The organism is Paenibacillus sp. FSL E2-0151, from assembly GCF_037993015.1.
In the GTDB taxonomy this organism is placed as follows: Bacteria; Bacillota; Bacilli; order Paenibacillales; family Paenibacillaceae; genus Paenibacillus; species Paenibacillus amylolyticus.
On the sequence record NZ_CP150308.1, the window covers coordinates 5,387,623 to 5,407,313 of the forward strand.

11 protein-coding genes are annotated in these 19,691 nt (G+C 46.6%); 2 read left to right on the forward strand and 9 right to left on the reverse strand.

The features are described from left to right. Positions 1-394: 394 nt before the first annotated feature. The 9 genes from pulA to MHI55_RS24030 form a co-directional block, all read right to left on the reverse strand. Positions 395-2,443, reverse strand: coding sequence for a type I pullulanase (gene pulA, locus MHI55_RS23990; protein WP_340387282.1), 2,049 nt, complete (start codon positions 2,441-2,443; stop codon positions 395-397). Between the two features lie 171 nt (positions 2,444-2,614). After that, the gene (locus tag MHI55_RS23995) at positions 2,615-5,959 is read right to left on the reverse strand and encodes a DUF5704 domain-containing protein (RefSeq protein ID WP_340387284.1); all 3,345 of its coding nucleotides are present in this window, start codon (positions 5,957-5,959) and stop codon (positions 2,615-2,617) included. Between the two features lie 347 nt (positions 5,960-6,306). Beyond that, entirely contained in the window at positions 6,307-7,575 is a 1,269-nt protein-coding gene (locus tag MHI55_RS24000) for an S-layer homology domain-containing protein (protein WP_340387286.1), read from the reverse strand. 346 nt (positions 7,576-7,921) lie between these two features. Next, the gene (locus MHI55_RS24005; protein WP_340387288.1) at positions 7,922-9,433 is read right to left on the reverse strand and encodes an extracellular solute-binding protein; all 1,512 of its coding nucleotides are present in this window, start codon (positions 9,431-9,433) and stop codon (positions 7,922-7,924) included. A 108-nt stretch (positions 9,434-9,541) separates the two neighbouring features. Next, complete coding sequence (locus MHI55_RS24010; protein WP_340387290.1) at positions 9,542-10,645, reverse strand: glycoside hydrolase family 88 protein; 1,104 nt, start codon at positions 10,643-10,645, stop codon at positions 9,542-9,544. Between the two features lie 24 nt (positions 10,646-10,669). Continuing rightward, complete coding sequence (locus MHI55_RS24015) at positions 10,670-12,169, reverse strand: extracellular solute-binding protein (protein ID WP_036674498.1); 1,500 nt, start codon at positions 12,167-12,169, stop codon at positions 10,670-10,672. 62 nt (positions 12,170-12,231) lie between these two features. Continuing rightward, complete coding sequence (locus MHI55_RS24020; RefSeq protein ID WP_036617041.1) at positions 12,232-13,104, reverse strand: carbohydrate ABC transporter permease; 873 nt, start codon at positions 13,102-13,104, stop codon at positions 12,232-12,234. 45 nt (positions 13,105-13,149) lie between these two features. Further along, entirely contained in the window at positions 13,150-14,103 is a 954-nt protein-coding gene (locus MHI55_RS24025; protein ID WP_017686861.1) for a sugar ABC transporter permease, read from the reverse strand. Positions 14,104-14,385: 282 nt separating this feature from the next. Continuing rightward, the gene (locus MHI55_RS24030; RefSeq protein WP_340387293.1) at positions 14,386-16,722 is read right to left on the reverse strand and encodes a helix-turn-helix domain-containing protein; all 2,337 of its coding nucleotides are present in this window, start codon (positions 16,720-16,722) and stop codon (positions 14,386-14,388) included. Between the two features lie 527 nt (positions 16,723-17,249). Here MHI55_RS24030 and MHI55_RS24035 point away from each other — a divergent pair. Together MHI55_RS24035 and MHI55_RS24040 are read left to right on the forward strand one after the other, a co-directional pair. Next, the gene (locus MHI55_RS24035; RefSeq protein ID WP_340387295.1) at positions 17,250-19,253 is read left to right on the forward strand and encodes a DNA mismatch repair protein MutS; all 2,004 of its coding nucleotides are present in this window, start codon (positions 17,250-17,252) and stop codon (positions 19,251-19,253) included. Between the two features lie 139 nt (positions 19,254-19,392). Then, the gene (locus MHI55_RS24040; protein ID WP_076319879.1) at positions 19,393-19,644 is read left to right on the forward strand and encodes a cysteine-rich CWC family protein; all 252 of its coding nucleotides are present in this window, start codon (positions 19,393-19,395) and stop codon (positions 19,642-19,644) included. Positions 19,645-19,691 lie beyond the last annotated feature (47 nt).

Sequence of the window (19,691 nt, forward strand, 5' to 3'; positions counted from 1 at the left end):
CATCATATCGGTCCAATTTGCGTATTCAATTAGCAATCGCTTTCAAAATATAGGATATGAAAACAAGCGCCATAGATTGACAGCATTTGTACCTGTCCCGACAAAAAAAGTTTGGAATATACGAGAATAAATTGCAGGATGTCATTTGGTTGAGATTAAAATGCACCAAAAGGTGCACAGTATAAAAAAGCTCCAGACATGACGATGTATAGCCCTGCGACCAAGGCATTGGTTTCTGACGCATCAACAAATCCCCCTTTCTTACGGGAAAGGGGGATTTGTTTTATCTCAATTTATTTGATTAGATTTGATTGGATATCTAGAACGTGGCCTTGTTAGCGATTTTACTAATGCTTTGTTGGTACCCTTCAATTCTTGGCAAGCATTGCGTTCATTAGGAATTCGAATACATCACCGTTAGGGATATCGCATTCACATTTACCTTTCCATCCTGTATGGTGCGTATCGTATCAACGCCTGCTTGTCCTTTTTCTACAATCACATTCCATGTCCCTGTGGGGACAGATATGTCACGGTTTTCTTTTGCCGCGTTATAGATGACAACAATACGTTCCCATGAATCGCTGGCTGCTGTACCGTTCAGTTCATACGCTAACAGCCCATTACCTTTTTCGATTAAACGAACATGCTTCTCGATCTCTTCCCGTGTACGAAGCCGAAAGGCTGGATGTTCTCGCCGAAGACGGATCAGCCCACGATAATAATCAAATACCGGCTTGAACAGCTGCTTTTGCTCCCAATGTATGGCATTGACTACGTCTCCACTCTGGTGGCTGTTGGCGTCCCCATATTTGCTGCGAAGCAACTCATCTCCGGCCGCGATCAGGGGAATACCCTGGGAGGTTAAAACGATACCATTGGCAAGCAGACAACGCCTAACGGTCTCATTCTCCAGAATGTGTTCTGGATCGATCTGCAGGTAAGGCTTAGCCTTCTCTACGGCCTCTTCCACACTCTGGCATCCACGAATACTTCCATCCTCGTCATAGGTGAGGAAATTCAAGGTATCGTGGATTCCTTGTGTACGTGCAACTTTGTCCCACAGGTTGAGATTATCATGCACTGTTACATAGTTAATCGTCTCGGATGGACCATCCGTAAAATCCTGAATGGCTCCCCGGACCCCAGTCCACAATTCATCTTCTTTCCCGTCCGCGCCCGTCGCAAATCCCGTACCCATGCCATCGCTGTCTCCCTTGATCACTCCTCGAAAATTATCGTTAAACACAGCAAAACCAGCTCCGCGCTGCGTTCCTTTTAGGGTCATATCATCTCCAAGAGGCGAATCCAGTGCGCCCCATGGTTCACCATATAACAATATGGATGGGGATACTTCGGCGTGCAACTCCGCTGCAAGCTGTTTCATCGTAGTTGTGTCGATCAGACCCATCAGGTCAAATCGAAAACCGTCCACATGGTACTCCTCTGCCCAGTAACGGACCGAGTCGATGATAAACTTGCGAACCATGGTGCGTTCAGTAGCCACCTCATTGCCCGTACCTGAACCATTGCTGTAGGTCCCATCGGCGTTTTGACGATAGTAGTACCCTGGTACAAGTTTTTCAAAAGAGCTGCCTGCCGTATCAAACGTATGATTATATACCACATCCATAATGACACCTAACCCCTTGTTATGAAGGGCAAGCACCATGGATTTGAACTCACGAATTCGTGTCTCCGGATCATCTGCACGTGATGCATAGGAACCTTCCGGTACATTGTAATGGAGCGGATCATATCCCCAGTTATAGTTGGAGGCATCAGACGTATCACCATCCACCCTGGATTCATCCACCGTCGCAAAATCAAATACTGGGAGCAGATGCACATGGGTAATCCCGAGTTCAACCAAATGATCGATCCCCAGTGTGTTGCCCTCCGAATCACGCAGACCCGTCTCGGTAAAAGCCATGTATTTGCCTTTATTCGTTATACCAGATGATGGGTGAATGGAAAAATCACGTACATGCAGTTCGTACAGGACTGCATCTACAGAACTGGTCAATTCCGGGCGAATATCCTCACTCCATCCCTTCGGATGTGTCTGCTCCAGTCTCACAATTACACCCATTTCTCCATTCATGGTCACTGCTTGTGCGTAGGGATCTACAGTAGTAGTTGAATGTCCATCTTCGAAAGTAGGCTTGTACATGTAACGGTAGCTACTTAAATCACCCTCCAGTTCCAGAACCCAGATGCCTTGTTCTTTCTTTTGCATAGGTAGCGCCTGCTGTTTCCGTTGATTGGGCTCTTCCTCCGGGCTCCCCCCTGTCAAAGGTGGGTACAGAAGTAGTTCCATCTGAACAGCTACCGGTGACCAGACTTTGAAGTGACAGGTTTGTGCTTCTAATGTGACACCTAAATCTCTTCCTTTGTATGTATCTTCTGAAATCAATAGTTCCTGCTTATCCTCTTCAATCATATGTGTTGTTCCCCTCTCGTTGAGAAAATTGATGAACATGGATGGTACGAGTGCTCCTTACCCTTTATACCCGTTCTGCTGCCCAACCATAATCCGAATTACACAAAAGAAGACAAACGTCATGTAGATTCACATGACGCCTGCCTTCTTTATGGGTAAAACGATATCTCCCTAATGCGGTACCTGGGATTGGAAATCATTCCTGCTGGATTGATCGGCGTGGTACAAAACCACGTCCCCATCTTGCATCGGCCAGCTTTTTCCCTGACCATCTACCGGGCTGTTATCAAAACCTTCCATTTGCCATTGATTCATCAACGGTGCATGAATATATTGCAGATGCGGTGCACTCGTATTGCCACTGCGCAATGTTTCGATATTGAAGTTAACCACAATGTAACCGTCCCTCAGAAATACCATTGCCTTCTCATCCAACTGGTTTTGTCTGGAAAGCGACTCGAGATCGGTTCCTTTGGGTACAGCATATACATCTGCTGGCAAGCTATATTCCCCATACCAGCGCTGAATCGCTGCATTCGCCCGATCCACATTAACACTGGAGGGAATATCTGCTTTTGGGCCAATGAGTGTACGGATCTGTGAAGGAAGAATCATCCAGTCATAACGACCTACCCACGTTTTATGATGAGAGGTCTGATCCACGAAACGAACCATATGTTCCGCCATTGTACCCTGATTGCGTTCCTCCGCCGACAGTTCATAGGTATACTGATAACGCGCTGTATCACCTAACTCCGTACCGGGGACATTCCGCAACCGTGAGTTCAGGACAACAAAGCGTTTTTCTAAATCTTGTGCCGATCCGATACGAATGAGTCGTTCCTGTCCTCGATGGTAGTATAAATCCACTTCTTGCCGGGTGGTGCCATCTTTACTCACAAAAGAGAACGTCGGCGTGATTCGGATACCATCCTGTTTCCCAAACATATTACCCTTGGTTTTCAGATCAAACTTGAAATGGTAACCCGTCTTCACTGCAGCATTTCGGAAACCCTGTATCGGATGACTGCCGGGACGAATAGGCAGGACATAGGGAGCCAAATTACCTCGGGGATCTCCGTCTATACTGTTTCCTCCGGTCCAGTAGCTTACACCCGTTGGTTCGGGGCTGCCTATCCGCTTACGGAACACATTCTCCCAGTTGTAGTCTGAAATATCGGTGATGTGAAAATCATATAATCGTCCGATAACGTCTACAGCAACGGTATCTGCTGCGACATGATGAGTCAGATTCGTATTGGCATCCTGTTGTTCTGTGTAGTTTGCAGGTGCATTTTCGGCGATATTTCGAAACTCGATCTGGTAATTCCCTTCATCTACCCATACAGGAAGATAAAAAGGAGTGTCCAACTGATTTACCGGAATATCCACCCATGTCATGGCCGGAATAAACTGACTTCTGGCACCGTTATAGACATCAAATGGGAAACGAACCTGTTTGATCCGGAAATATTTCGCATAATCATGGTTTCCATAACCAGGGTAACTCGCTACATCCAGATGCTGCCCTGAAGTTGGGATGCGTACAATAAACGGACGCTCTAAAATAAGTGCAGCTCTTGTCGGATCAGGCGTGGTCTTCTGGTTATGCGGCTGATCATCTGACACCCAGGCATAGTTCACAACTGGAGTATGTACTGTCACCGAGTTGATGTCCAGAATGGGGAACTTCTGATCCTGACCTCCGTTAACATTACCAGGGAGCAGTCCATACGTTATCTCACCCGTGGTTGGCTGGTTAGCTTTGTTCATCAATGTGTTTTTGATTGTCAGACGGTTCTGGTACAGAACATCGTCTCCGATCATGCCAGGCTGGGGGATCGTCCCAGGTCTTGGAGCTGTTTTTTCCACCGGGGCAGAATCCATAATTGTCGCTCCATTAAAGGTTACCTTGTCGTTATTAACGGTGTTCTCTCTAACCTCCGCTTCAGCTTTGGATTGAAACAATGATGTCTCATCTGGCGTAGGCGGTTCATCCGAACCACCAGGAACCCCTTTGATGCCAAGATCAATTTCTCGACATGGCGCAGGTTTCACATGATTGGTAACCGCAGTATCCATAGCCGATTGCAAAGTCGGTGGTGTATATGCATTGGGCATAAGGGTCACGGTGTCACCATAACCGCCTAGCGCATAGTTAGATACCTTGGCCTCATTTAACTTGTATACCTCCAGGTTATCGATCTGCCAATAGCTATATGTCCTTGTTACTTGCATGGTTTTATCCCCGGGCACATCACGTTCTCTGGGCTGAGGAGGTATCCCTGGATCACCCTCACCACTAGAGGCTCTTCCTGGGATCGTCCAGGTTTTATGATAAACCCTTTTCACTTTAACGGTGTAAGTCACCGTTCCTGTCATGTTAACCCAACGGTGCTGAAACAGATATTCCTTGGCTAAAACATTGGCATAGAGATCTTCCGAAGTCGGAATACCACGGGTAACATCAAACTTCTCAGATCCCCGATCGTCTGCCTTCAACACACCTCGAACAGACGGGTCCATAACCGATGCTTCAATAACCGTGCCTCTACTCGGTGGGCTGATGGTCACGGGGCAAGTGTTCGCAGGGTCACCCCCCGGATCGCCATCATTACCACCCTCTCCATTATCCGTGCAGTCCTTCACCTCAAGCACCTGAGTCCCTTGTTCATCCAGTTGCTGAGTAGAATCAAGAAAATGAGCTTTGATGGTAGTGCTACCCACGATCCCTTTTGTCGTGATTTTTCCATCAGCGCCAATCGTTGCCACAGCCGGATTCGAGCTTTGCCACGTCAATTTAGGATGAGCTGTCAGTTTATGAACAGAGCGATCCGGTTTGGTTAGAACTGCTTCCGCCTGTAGTGGTGTGGTATTGGCTTTACAAGCATTCGGCAAATTCACCACGAGTCCTGGCTCAGACGTAACGGTTATGGTGGCTGTATCCGAGATAAGGTATGTACCATTGTTCCAGATTGCACGCACAGTGACCGTGCCCGGACTTTCGGCCGTTAACATCCCTGTTTTCAACTCTATACTCGCAATCGTCTCGTCAGAAGAAAACCATTTGAGCTCTGCTTCCCTGCGGGATACGTCGATGCCCTCACCAAAGGCTGTCGCACCATAGCCCTTTGTCTTCACCTTTGCTTCCATCTGTTGTGTTTTCCCTATGGTAAGGGTTGAATCTGGGGTTACATCGATTTCTTTTTCTTCGTGAATCTTACCTTCCCAGAAGATGCTAACAGGGGTGTGGTATACCATCTTATATTTGGGTTTATTGCCTGGCCTAGTCCCATAAGGTTCCCTTTCAAAGAACTCAAACCCTTTGCCAGTATATGTTCTAAGATCCGCATTTTTTTCACTTGTAACTCTTGGACTACCTATTCCTTCATAACTATTTACCTGCTGATATTTCACACCATCAGGATCGTTCTTTAACTTAATATCAGTTACCATTTCCTTCTCAATTCCTATACCTCTATATGGCTTCCAACTTAGTGGCGGCCATCTACTCATATCAACATTATCAGGAATTTCTGTTTTTACAGGGTATGCATCATAATCAGTTCCTCCGTTATCCACATCTTTGTGTGTGCCTTGATATTCTGCCCTAAATTCTCCTGAATCAAGTTGATACCAGTAAACTCCCGGTGTTCCTTGAGTTGGGTTTGCATCAACTGTTACTGCTGGCCCTTTCATGGATTTGGAACCATATTGTTCTTCTACGGCATTAGCTTTAAGAGTATCAAAAGTGCAGTAATAGACTGGTAATATCATAAATATAATTACTAAGATTCTATATAAACTTTTAAAACCACCTAGTAGATAACGTTTAATATTAAATTTAAACACCACCAAAAGTTCTATTGATAGATTTGAACTTCTTTACCAGCATCATTCTTCAACATATATCCTCCCTTTACAGGATCCAGAGTATGTGATGACCAAAATTTGGCAGATACCCCTTGCCTCAACATTGCGTTTGAATCGTCTGGTAAAGTAATATACCCTTTTTCTTTCAAATAGCTCACGTTAAATAATCGTTGAATTGGAATAGCTATATTATCATTCGCTCTAGCAATAGTTAAAAGATTTGACTTATCAAGTTTTGAAGTAAACGTTATCTCAGCGTAGGTAGAGAAGCGCCCCTTTTGTGCCCTAGTCAAGTTATTTTGATCTACAAATAACGTGGCGTACAGTCCCTTGGGCTTAGCCCCTCGGGTATCCACTACGATAAATCTATGGTACCTTACGACCCCCACATTATTTTTCAACGTGTACTCTGTGTTAACTATATCTCCGAAGTTACCTTTAATATATTTGTAATTTGATACTGTCGTTAAATTCGTACCCGTCGTGCCTACCTCTCTCAGCTCATTCAGATCACTGTACTTCCCGGCATCCGTGCCCTCCACATCCATATAACGCAGCAAAATGGCCGATACTTCTGCACGAGTGGTGGAATCCGCGGGTTTTAATGTGCCATCCTGGAATCCACCGACAATGCCTGTGCCACGAACAAGGGCAAGATACGGAATCTGCTCAGCACGAATGGTGCCACGGTTCACTTCCGGTGTGGGAAGCAGCGTGTTTTTTGTATCGTTAAAAGCATCCTGGAAGCTGCTCCCGGACTTGATCAGTCCATTGGCAATCCACTTCATCATCTCGTAACGTGTCAGCTCCGCATTTGGATTGAACCCTTTGGCATAATCATCAGTGTTAATGAATCCTTGTCCGACAAGTTGGCTAACCGCCGCTTCAGACCAATGTCCCTTGAGATCAGCAAAGGGATTCTGTCCCTCTACCTTCTCCAGTCCAGTCGCACGGGCAAGTATGGTCGCATATTCCCCACGCGTGATTTTGCCATTAGGACGAAACGTTCCATCCTGGTAACCAGAGATCAGGTTTTTTTCATACGCTTTGGCAATCGTTGCTTGAGCCCAGTGGCCCTTGATATCCTTGAACTTGCTAAGGGCAGTGTCACTTGTTCCCGATGCAGCAGTCGCTGTTGACGTCAAATGTACGGGGCCAACGGGCAATAGTGTTCCTGCCAATACAGCCGTCGTTAACAACCCGACGATCCAACCGTTCCGTTTTTTCTTCTTCTCGTGACCTTCAATTCGTTTATTCAATCTACTCACGCTCCTATGTACCTTAGTATGGGGATGCTTAACTTGGTCAACCTAGTCAATTCTCTTCATAACCAAAACCTAAATTTGACATAATAATCAATATTCTACCATGTCGACCTAGGCTATTGGTATCATTTTTCGTCCATCCCCATCACTTCAAGGCGTGCGCCCCTCCTTACATAGACCCACTTCATTCGCCTAAAACACAAAAAAAGGCCATGAATCCACAGATTCATAGCCTTATGCTTTAAGGGTGTGGTCTTTCTTATGATATTGAAAAATGAACTCACTCATAGAATAAACCATATCATTCCATTTGATCAACCTTTTTTTATTTCACCCAGCTTTATTTTCCGCTCAATTCTTTGTAGGATGCTTCCAATTCCGTGATCAATTGATCACCACCGGCTTTTCTCCAGCTTGCAATTTCCTGCTCCCAACCTGCATCATCGATTTTACCCATAATGTACTTGGTCTGCGCATCCCAGATCATCTGATCCAACTCCTGACCACGCTCGGTATAGATCGCCGAAGACAAGGTGAGTGCCGGATTGGCAATGGCATACTGCTCATTCTCACGCGCCATCTTTGTACCTTTCATACCAATTGGAACATCGACCAGTTCAGGTACATTATAACCTTCAATACTTAACAAATTATCACGGTATGGCTTCACTTCACGCTGATAAGCGTCAAAATCCTTAAGTTCGGTTTTCCCATCAGCAGTCTTGGTGTAGTGCACATCGAGCAATCCACGGAGCTGCAAAGCGCTCAATTCCTCATCCATCAACTGATCCAGGAACGTGAGCACCTGCTTCAATTGCTCCTCATCCGTTACGGATGCCTTCGGGATGACCAGCATTCCGTAGTTTCCTGGCTCGCCGGCGATGCGAATACCATCGGTTCCCTGGAATGGAGCCACATCAATCTCTCCGTCCGGAGCGTTAGGTGTAAGCCGCTGCTGAGAGGATTTTCCGTTCTGGGCCACACCGTTAAGCTTCATGCCAACTAAGCCGGAATCCATTTTTTTGTCCGCATCAGAAGGGTCCAAGGCAGGGAAATCACTATTAATCAGTCCCTCGCTGAACAGTCGCTTGAAGAGCTTCATTGTATCCACATATTCGGTGGTCAAGAACTCCGGGGTCAGTTTCCCGTCATCATCCACACCCCATTTGTTGACGCCCCCAATACTTACAGCAATCCGCGTCAGTGGGGACGAGACACCCTCATTATACTTTTTGAAAAGCAGTGCACCGTACGTATCTTCCTTACCATTCCCGTCAGGGTCATCCTTACGAATAGAGCGCATCACTTCATACCAGTCATCCAGCGTTTTGGGTATATCCAGCTTTAATGTATCAAACCAGTCCTTGCGATATACGATCGCAGTCCGTCCAATATCCCGGAAGTTCGGAATACCGTAGACCTTGCCTTCAATTTTGATATTGTTAAAATAAGCTTCTGATTGGGCAGACAGGTTCTTATAATCCTTCAAGTAAGGCCCCAGTTCCCAGAACAGTCCCGTTTTGGCGGCATTAAATGTGGTCGGTACATAATTCACACGCATAATGGTCGGCATCTCGCCTGAAGCAACCATAACATTCACCTTATCATCAAAAGCAGACTGCGGAATCCACTGTACATTGACATCCGTATTTGTATATTCCTCAATCTTCTTTTCAATCCCGTTCTCCTTGGCCGGTATATCTCCTACCTGCATTAAAGAGATGGAAATGGGAAGTTTACCTTCCCCTGCAGCAGGTGCTTTTTCTCCCCCGCAACCTGCAAGCAATCCAGCGGACATTGCACCAATTACAACGATTCCGCCTAAACGGGACATTGGACCTTTTGGACTCATGAACCATCTCTCCTTTTTGATAGCCAAATTGTTCAGCAATCTTGCCTCACTTTACTCAAACCAACCATGTATGCGCTATCATAAGTGTTCTAAAAAGAAGAACCAGCATTACGCCAGTTCAATCTCCACTCCCGCCAAAATGAACGGAGCGACCGACTTTGGATCATTGATCCGAATGGACTCGGTCACATAATACTCATAGGACCCGTCACGATACGGGCTTCCTCCAAGACCGGCTCCGCCGTTACACTGCGTCAAAGACAGTACGCCTTCACGGTCCGTTTGCAGCAGATGCTGTAGCAGACCCTGATACCCTTTTTCCGCAACCGCTTTGAACTTGCCACTCAGATATCCTTTACGTACACCTTTGGCCAATGCATAGACAAACATTGAGGTCCCGGAAGCCTCCAGATAGTTCCGCTCACGTCCCGGTTGATCCAACAAATGTGGCCATAGTCCGGTCTGTTGATCCTGCACATGAACAAGTGCGTTTGCTACCCGTTCGAAGATACCCACAATCTGCCCGCGTTGCGGATGATCTACCGGCAGATAATCCAAGGTATCCACAACCGCCATCACATACCAGCCCATCGCCCGACTCCAGACATGTGGTGAACATCCCGTCTCACCCGAACTCCAGCGCTGCTCTTTGCTCTCGTCCCAGGCATGGTACAAGAGACCACTACGCGGATCACGTGTACGTTGCTCCACCAGCAAGAGCTGCAGAGCCGCCTTGTCAAACCACTTCTCTTCCTCCGTCACTGCCCCATACTGGGTCAGATACGGAGTAGCCATATACAATCCATCCAGCCACATCTGGAAAGGGTAAATCTTTTTGTGCCAGAACCCGCCTTCACTCGTATGTGGCTGTCCCTTAAGCTGAGTCATAAGCAACTCCGCAGCTTTGCGATACTTCTCTTCTCCCGTTTTCTCGTGCAACAGAAATAGTGATTTCCCCTGATTGATCTGATCCAGATTATATTCCTCGATCGTATAGGAGCGAATGGAGCCATCTTCCTGAACAAAATGATCCATCAGCTCACGGATATAGTCAAAATATTTTTGCTCCCCCGTGTGCGTATACAGCTCCTCCAGCGCTTTCAGTAAGCAGCCGTTCTCATAATGCCAAGTGGAATACAGCTCATGGTTGCGATAACTTTCCATGAATTGCTGTGCCATGCGCACCGATGTGAGTTGCAGTGTTTCCTTCATGATCAAGCCTCCGCTTCCGGCTCTTTATTGAGCCTGTTTTTTATAATCTTCGGCATATTCCTCACGAATCTTGTTTCCACCCGCATTGCCCCAATTCTCGATTTCCTTTTCCCAGCCACTTTGATCGATCTTGCCCATAATGTATTTGGTTTGCGCATCGGCAATCACCTGATCCAGGTCTGCCCCACGGTCACCATACGTTGGAGAATATAACGTCAGCGCAGGGTTTGGCACAGCGTGCTCCGCCAGTTCCTTAGCAAGCGCCGTACCTTTTTCACCAAGTTCGGTATCCTTCAATTTCGGTACGTTATACCCTTCGACATAAGGAAGATTATCACGGTAAGGCTTCACTTCACGCTGGAATGCATCGAAGTCACTCATCTCCACCTGATCTTCGCCCACTTTGGTGTAATGTTTGTCTTCCATACCACGCATCAACAGGGTCGCCATCTCAGGGTCCATCAGTTTATCCAAGAAGGAGAGCAGGTTTTTGAGTTCTTCTTCCGATTTCACCGTTGATTTAGGGAATGCCAGAATCCCGGAGTTACCTGTCTGTCCTGCAACACGATCTCCGTTCGCTCCAAGCAAACCAGCGATGTCTACCACACCATCCGGATTGTTTTTGGACAGACGTTCTTGCTGACTTTTTCCGTTCTGAGCAACACCAACACGGATCCCCACAACACCGGAATCATACTTTTTCTCCGCTTCCGTAGAGTCGAATACAGCAAAATCCTGGTTCAGCAGTTTCTCATCGTACAAACGTTTCAGCAGATCCAGCACCTGCATATATTCCGGTGTCATGAATTCCGGCGTGAAGCTGCCATCATCTTCGACCTTCCACTTGTTAGGTGCACCAAAACTTACGCCAAGGCGCGTCGTGAAGGAATATTGATCCTCATTATATTTTTTGAAAAGCATCAGTCCAAACGTATTATCCTGACCATCTCCATCCGGATCGGAGGTTGCCAGTGTTTTGATCGTTTCATACCATTCATCCGGTGTGGCTGGCACCTTGAGATTCAGCTTCTCGAACCAGTCCTTGCGATAGATCACTGTAGCCCGCGCAATATCGGAGAATACAGGAACCCCGTAGATTTTACCCTCTACCTTGATGTTGTCAAAAAAACGCTCGTTCTGTGCCGACAGATTTTTGTAGTCTTTCAGTAAAGGCCCCACTTCCCAGAACACGTCATTACGCATCGCGCTGGTCACCGTAGGGTTATATTGCACCTTCACAATTTTTGGCATATCGCTTGAAGCGATCATCACGTTGATTTTGTCATTGTAGGCCGAAGCCGGAATCCACTGGATATCCAGTTTGGTATTGGTATACGCTTCAATCTTTTGCTGAACTTCATTGCCTTTGCTTGGCACATCACCCACCTGTGCAATGGCTATGGACACATTTTGTACGCCGCCCTCGGCAGCCTGACCCTCGTCTGATCCGCATCCTGCCAGCAAACCTGTCACCAGTGCCAGTGTGCTCAAGACAGCTACGGCTTTCTTTTTTGTTGCTTTCATAACATGAAAACCTCCCTTTTTTTACGCAGTCATACTGAACTGACTTCGAACCATGCGACGACTCAACCTTTCACCGAACCCAGCATCACTCCTTTTGCAAAGTGCTTTTGCAGGAATGGATATACCAGCATAATCGGGATCGTGGAGAACACGATAACGGCCATACGAATGGTAAGCGGCTGGATCTCGGTCTCTTCTATACTTGTGTCTCCGATTCGGCTCTGTGCCAGAATGACAATCTCACGTAGCCAGACTTGGACAGGCCACTTCTCACTATCATTGATATAGATAACAGCGCTGAAGAAACTGTTCCAGTGGGCCACCGCGTAAAAGAGTGAAAATGTCGCCATGGCTGGCATGGACAACGGCAGTACAATCCGGAACAATACGCTGACATCGTTACATCCATCAATTTTGGCTGCATCCTCCAGTTCGTCGGGAATGGCCTGGAAGAAGTTTTTGAGTACGATCAAGTTGAATGCACTAATGGCAGTAGGTAACATCAGCGACCATAACGTATCCGTCAGATGCAAAGATTTCACAACAAAGTATGTTGGAATCATTCCGCCACTGAAGAGCATTGTGAACAATACACCCAGCAAAATGGGCTGGCGTCCACGCAAATATCTTCTGGAGAGCGGATACGCCATAAGTGATGTAAACAGCAGGTTAATGAAGGTACCGATCACGGTAATATAGACCGATACACCCAGACTGCGAATCAAGGTATCTGTAGAGAAAATGTAACGGTACGCAGCCAGAGAGAACTCTTTTGGAAAAAGAATGAATCCTCCCTTAGCCACTTCATGCGGACTGGTAAACGAGACAGCCAAAATATAAATGAACGGGATGACCGTCACAATTCCAATCAACAGCAGCAAGCCGTGATTGAGAAAATCAAAGATCCGGTTGCCCCACGTTTTATCCTGTTGCATTTTAATGTTCACTCCTGTCTGGTGAAGAACGTCTACTCCCGAGGGTTAGTAGACGCCTTCCTCCCCGAATTTTTTGGCCAGCGTATTGGCACCAAGAACAAGCGCCAGCCCGACAACCGATTTGAACAACCCGACAGCAGCACTATAACTGTACTGTGCCTGGGTAAGACCCTTCGTGTACACGTAGGTATCAAATACCTCGCCCACATCCCGGTTTGTCGGAGTTAGCATCAGGAAGATCTGTTCAAAACCTGTATCCAGGAAATTGCCCAGACGCAGAATGAGCAAAATGACGATGGTACTGCGAATGGCCGGCAACGTAATGTGCCAGGTTTGGCGCCACCGATTGGCACCATCAATCCGTGCAGCTTCATAGAGCTGTGTATCCACACCGGAGAGCGCCGCCAGGAAGATAATTGTGCCCCAACCAACTTCTTTCCAGATGGATTGTCCAACAATCATCGTTCGGAACCATCCGGGTTCAAGCAGGAACGCCACTTTTTGGCCCGTCAGGTTATAGAGCAATTCATTAATCGCACCACCCTCGGTTGTGAACAGCATGTAGAACACACCGACAACAACAACCCAGGAAACAAAGTGTGGAACATAAACAAGAGTTTGTACAAATCGTTTGAAGCGTTCACGGCGAACTTCATTCATCATGAGTGCCAGTACAATCGGCAGTGGGAAAAAGAACACGATGTTATAAATGGCAAGTAAAAACGTATTTCGAAATAATGTCCAGAACTGCGGTTCTCCGAAGAAACGCTGGAAATGTTTGAACCCTACCCAGTCACTTCCCAAGATGCCCTTGTAAGGCGTGTAATCCTGAAAAGCCATCGTGATGCCATACATGGGTATGTATTTGAAAATAACAAAGTAAAGCACACCCGGTATTAACATGATATACAGCCACCGGTTTTTGATAATGTCCCTCCACAGCAGGTTTTTGTCACTGCGGGTAGCGGGCCGTGTTCGAGCCGCCGTTTCGGCTTTCATATTGTCTTCCTCCCCACATTGGAAACGATTACAAAATATCACTTCCTGAATTCATGTCTTCATTGTGGAGGATAAACGAATGACTGGCTATCGTCTCGTTTTAGCCTTTTGTTTTTCCTTATGTAGCAAGGGTTTAGCTCATTTATATCACAGAGTTCAAAGGCGCAATGAACTGCTTTCAACCTCTATATTCCTGTCTTAACTTCATGGAGAAAAGTGGTCTTCTTCCTTCATCCAAACATAAAAAAGCCTGCCTGCCATGGCGGGCAGAGCAGGTTTGTTTTATCGCTGCTGCTCCCGGTACTTGCCGGGGGTTGTTCCTGTGATTTTGCGAAACGTACGGATAAATGCGGTTGGATTGGTATAGTTTAATTTCTCGGCAATCTCCGATATTTTAAGATTTGTTGTTTGCAGCCATGTCTTTGCTTTTTCCATACGGTACTCTGCGAGATATTCCGTAAAATTGACTCCAGCTTCCTTCTTGAATACCCGACTTAGGTAGACAGGATGGAAATTAAGCTCTGCTGCACAGGCTTCCAGCGACAATTCACGATCATAACGTTCCTCGATCAAACGAATCATACGTCTCGCAATATTCATGTATTGGGATTCTTCCTGCTCTCGCCAGAAACGGATGACGGGCAGGAACAGCCGCTTGCGGAACCAATTGGTCATTTCGTCCAATGTGGACAACTTCAGCAAATGTGACATGGATGCTTTTTCACCCAGTACTTCGGCTACATCCCCGCCCTGCTCCTGCACAAGCTGATATACACGAGACAATAACTGAACCATAATGACGGGGTATTCACTGAAATGAAGCTTTTTGTCTGCAAGCAGTCCCAAATATTGCTTAAAGTAGGCGTCCGTCTTCTCCTCATCTCCTTGCTTGAGCGCAGACGCAAGCTGATCCTCGATCATACGTAACTGGGTATACAACGCGGCTTCCATCTGACCACGTGGCTGTATATCCTCGTAATGCAAAATAATACGGCTGCCCAGACTGACCCGGCCTTGCAGAGCCTCTCGGCTCTCCTGAACCGCTCTTGGCGTATCGCCAATACAAGAGTAGTAACGACTGATGCCGATACTTACGGGCAGATTAAGATAAGTTACGACACGTTCACGAATCCAGTCTGCCTGGGTATGCATCCATTCCTTCAGCTGCACCTCATCCGTGAGTTCGGAGGCAAGAACGGTGACCTGAGCATCATCCAGCATGACTGGGGTGAACCGAACTGCCGAAGGGAGGAGCTCACCTACCATATTATTGACAGCAAACAGCAGCAGATCGCGATCCTGTTCCTCATATCGTGTCCCTTCCAAGGTATCAATCTGGAGCATGAGTACACCAAGACTCGCCCACCCTGTCGGGAAATCGTACAATTCTCCCTGATATCTGAAATCCTCTTCCGAAATTTTACCTGTCAGCAGTTTGGTCATAAAAAACTCCTGGAGGTGCACATGCTGCCCCTTCATCTGCTCACGCATCGTTTTCTCCGAACTGAACAAGGTTGACAATTGCTCCTCAATATAGATAAATTCATCTTGACGGCGTCCTGACGGGGCAACTGGGGAATCCAAACCCTTCGTAAATTGCAGCAGTCTGGAGATTGGTGAGTACATCCGCCGACTGCCGTATATGGCGAACAATCCCGTTACACATAACATGACCAGTGTAGCGATACCGGTAACCAGTGCAATTTTCTGTGACTGGGCCGTGATCTGTCCAAGAGATACAACGGACACGTATAACCAGCCATTGAGCGGAGATTGCCTATAGCTAACCGCCACTTGATTACCTTCCACCTCCGCACTGAAGAAACCCTCTGGCTGGCCCGTCGTTTGCACCATTTCCTGAATTTCCTTATTCAGCCCGTCATATTTCCCGCCTTGCTGCATATCGTTCAGAAAATACTTCTGCTCCCGATCCAGAACGTACATATCTCCAGAATTCGTATTTCGGCTCAAGTATGTACTCAGTTCCGTATCGGCGATATCAATTACAAGAAATCCCTTTGGTTTCACATTGGTTGGTATCATCGGGATTTTGAATACCATACTGACCACATTATCCGATGATATAAGAGCAGGTGCCTGTTCGGTTGTTAGTTCACCCATACCTGCTGACACAGGTACACTTTCTTTGGCTGAACTAGCATTCTGAGTGACCCAGAACAGGCTGTTGGTATAACTTAGGTAGGAGCCAATTCGATCTCGAATGCTGAAATCATCCAATTTTCCAAAAGAACGCATCGAAACGACCCAATCTTCATCCAGATTAACCAGATAGGCTTGGTCAATGTTCGTAACCGCTTGCAAGTTGTTAAAACCGGAGGTTAGATCACGAATCTCCTGAAACTCGCTGCTGTCTAGTGGTTTCTTCATCGCTTGTAGTACCAGGGGCGAATTAACATACTGGATGGAGGATAATTGCAGGCTACGCAGAACTTGTTCTACCCTCATTTGGGTCTGATGTAATATCTGAAGATTGCTCTCACGCACTTTCTGTTCAATGTCACGTGATGCAATCGTATACGAGACCGAACCAATAACAATGACCGGAAGGGCTCCGAGGATCAGGGTAAAACAGAGCAAACGCAGTAAATACTTCGGCAAGAAGAGCATCCTCCTTTATACGTATGTTTATTAAAATAAATCGCTTTTATTGGATTAATTTACTATTGTTATTTTAAAACCCATTCTTATTCAAGTCCACTCATTTATTCTAAAGGTTGACTTCAAACCAATTTCCAGTTTATATTGGTTGCATATTCCTCAATCAAAGGAGAGATTTTTAATGTCGGTGAATGTTCTTAACTAACCAAGTTTCATATTCAGGAGTTTGGCCTTTCATTGCGCTTGTGCCCATATGGCATACGTGTATTTCATGATGCGCCAGATCCCTGTACTTAGTTAAGAACAGCGGATATCATAAATCGCCTCCGGGATTGTAATTGTCCGGGTCTATTTCCGCGCTGAGTTCAGCGCGGATTTTTTAATATAGACCTGTAGTGGACTTTGCTTTCCCATACGTTTAGGGCGGAGAATGACGTTTGTTCATTCTCCGCCCTTTTTGCGTTTTCCAGGAATATGTTTCAGCGCGTCAACTGAAATCCCAATTCAAATTCAAGGAGAGATTACGCATGAATGAGAACACATTAAACAGTTTGAGCTATCCACAAATTCAAAAAAATGTTGCAGACTGCGCCCTGTCTTATCTGGGCAAACGTTATGCGAGAGAACTAAAACCGATGGTAGATGCTCACCTGATCGAGATTCGCCTGGAAGAAACAGCAGAAGCTGCTGCGTTGATTCGCTTCGGGGCCAGCATCCCCCTCCCTTCACTCGACGGAATGGAAACCATTATGGATCTGCTTGGCACCGGTTATCTATTCAGTGAACGCGACTTCAGTCATCTCGCTCAGTTCCTGCGAAGCTGTGCACAACTTATGAAATACATGGAGGGCAAATCCGGGGCCGCTCCCACTGTCAGTCGTTATGCAGCATCCATGATTCTGATCGAACCTTTGCTGAGTGAGATCGAGCGCTGCATCCATAGTGGACGCATTCAGGATCAGGCAAGCAAAGAATTGATTCGAATTCGTAAAAAAATGACGGTGAATGAGGAGCGCATGAAACGAAAGCTTGATTCTCTGGTGAGTAAACATCGCTCCATTATGCAGGAACATGTCATCAGCCAACGGGGAGGAAGAACGGTCCTGCCCATTAAGAAAGAGTTCCGTAAACAGGTGAAAGGCAGTGTACTGGATGAATCCGGGAGCGGGCAAACCGTATATATCGAACCTGTTGAATTAGTAAGTTTACAGATGGAATTGGCCGCTCTACAAGCGGAGGAGTCCCGAGAGGAGATGAGAATTCTCGGTGATTTAACCTCTCTGGCCGAATCGTATAACCGTGAAATCGCTCTGAACACCGAAACGGTAGGTGTAATGGACTTCCTGTTTGCCAAAGCCAAATATGCGGCCACCATGGATGGGCGTACCGTTCGAGTCAATAAACAAGGCCACATCAGCCTTCAACGTGCACGTCATCCATTCATGGGTTCTTCCATGGTTCCACTTGATTTTGCAATCGGCAGAACGTATTCGTCGCTCATTATTACTGGCCCGAATACCGGGGGTAAAACGGTCGCACTCAAAACGCTAGGTTTGCTAACCCTGATGATGCAATCCGGTTTGCTTATTCCGGTGGAAGAAGGTGGCGAGATGGCCGTTTATAACGAGGTAGCGGTTGATATTGGTGACGGACAGAGTATGGAACAAGCGCTCAGTACATTCTCTGCACATATTCGCAATATGATTGGCATACTGGAACAGGCCAATACGTCGACTCTGGTGCTCATTGATGAGATGGCTTCCGGCACAGATCCCGGTGAAGGTGTTGGACTGTCCATCGCCATGCTGGAGGAACTTCACAGCCGCGGAGCAACCGTTGTGGCGACAACACATTTTGGTGAAATCAAACATTTTGCAGCTGCCACGCCAGGATTCGAAAATGCCCGTATGGAATTTGACACCGTTTCTCTCCAGCCGCTGTATCGATTGCGTATCGGAGAAGCTGGTGAAAGTTACGCCTATTCCATCGCATTGAAGCTAGGCATGCCACAGCGAATTATCGAGCGATCCAAGTCCCTGTCAGATCAAAGTATTTCAAGAGATCGTACATTCGTGTTCACGTCACCTCCTTTGGAAACTCCGGCCCTGACGCCTGATCGTTCCGTTGCAGAATCAGTCAGCCCAGCAGAGTTATCCAGGAAGAACCAGTCGAAACAGTCAAAGGATTCAATCGGTCTCCACAAAAAAACAACACCCAGAGAGTCAGATACCCCTGCTCCTGCCAAAAATTTTCGCAAAGGGGATCGGGTGTATGCGGCCTATCTCAATCAGTCGGGCATCGTCTGTGATGTCGAGGATAGCCGTGGAAATATCGGGGTCATGTTACGGGGACGCAAAGTCAAAATCCATAAGAAACGCCTGACCCTGCATATATCTGCCAATGAGCTTTATCCGGGTGACAATTATGATTTGGACATTGTGCTAGAAACAAAGGAAAATCGTAAGAAGCGTAAGTTGATGGGACGCAAACATGTGGAAGGCCTACAGATCGAATTACCGTCTGAAGAGTAGCCGATGAGAGAAACAGATGTGGTGAACTGGAAGTCATATATACAGAGTGAAATCCATAATCACCGGCGTATTTCTGTTATACTGGGACCAGTATGTTCAACTTCAGCTCGTAGCTATTCCACAGGGAGGGAAGAACTGAATGTCTGTAGAACAAGACAATCAAGAGCACATCCATATCGATGTTCTTGTCTGCCCGTTATGCGGGGAAGCTAATCGCTGTTCCTATGCCGAAGGACATCCTCATTCGGAATGCTGGTGTAACCGGGCTACTTTCCCCGAAGGTGTATTTGACCGCATTCCGGCAGAGCAGCGCCGAAAATCGTGCATATGTCAACGCTGTTTGGATGACTATGCCAATAAAAGCCAACCAAAAGAAGAGCCACACAGTTAACAACTGTATGGCTCTTCTTCATTATGTCTCATCTATACTATTAGCTT

Coding starts and splice junctions, on each gene's coding strand:
- pulA (WP_340387282.1), bottom strand. CDS start 2,443: ATGATTGAAGAGGATAAGCAGGAACTATTGATTTCAGAAGATACATAC.
- MHI55_RS23995 (WP_340387284.1), bottom strand. CDS start 5,959: ATGAGTAGATGGCCGCCACTAAGTTGGAAGCCATATAGAGGTATAGGA.
- MHI55_RS24005 (WP_340387288.1), bottom strand. CDS start 9,433: ATGAGTCCAAAAGGTCCAATGTCCCGTTTAGGCGGAATCGTTGTAATT.
- MHI55_RS24010 (WP_340387290.1), bottom strand. CDS start 10,645: ATGAAGGAAACACTGCAACTCACATCGGTGCGCATGGCACAGCAATTC.
- MHI55_RS24015 (WP_036674498.1), bottom strand. CDS start 12,169: ATGAAAGCAACAAAAAAGAAAGCCGTAGCTGTCTTGAGCACACTGGCA.
- MHI55_RS24020 (WP_036617041.1), bottom strand. CDS start 13,104: ATGCAACAGGATAAAACGTGGGGCAACCGGATCTTTGATTTTCTCAAT.
- MHI55_RS24025 (WP_017686861.1), bottom strand. CDS start 14,103: ATGAAAGCCGAAACGGCGGCTCGAACACGGCCCGCTACCCGCAGTGAC.
- MHI55_RS24035 (WP_340387295.1), top strand. CDS start 17,250: ATGAATGAGAACACATTAAACAGTTTGAGCTATCCACAAATTCAAAAA.
- MHI55_RS24040 (WP_076319879.1), top strand. CDS start 19,393: ATGTCTGTAGAACAAGACAATCAAGAGCACATCCATATCGATGTTCTT.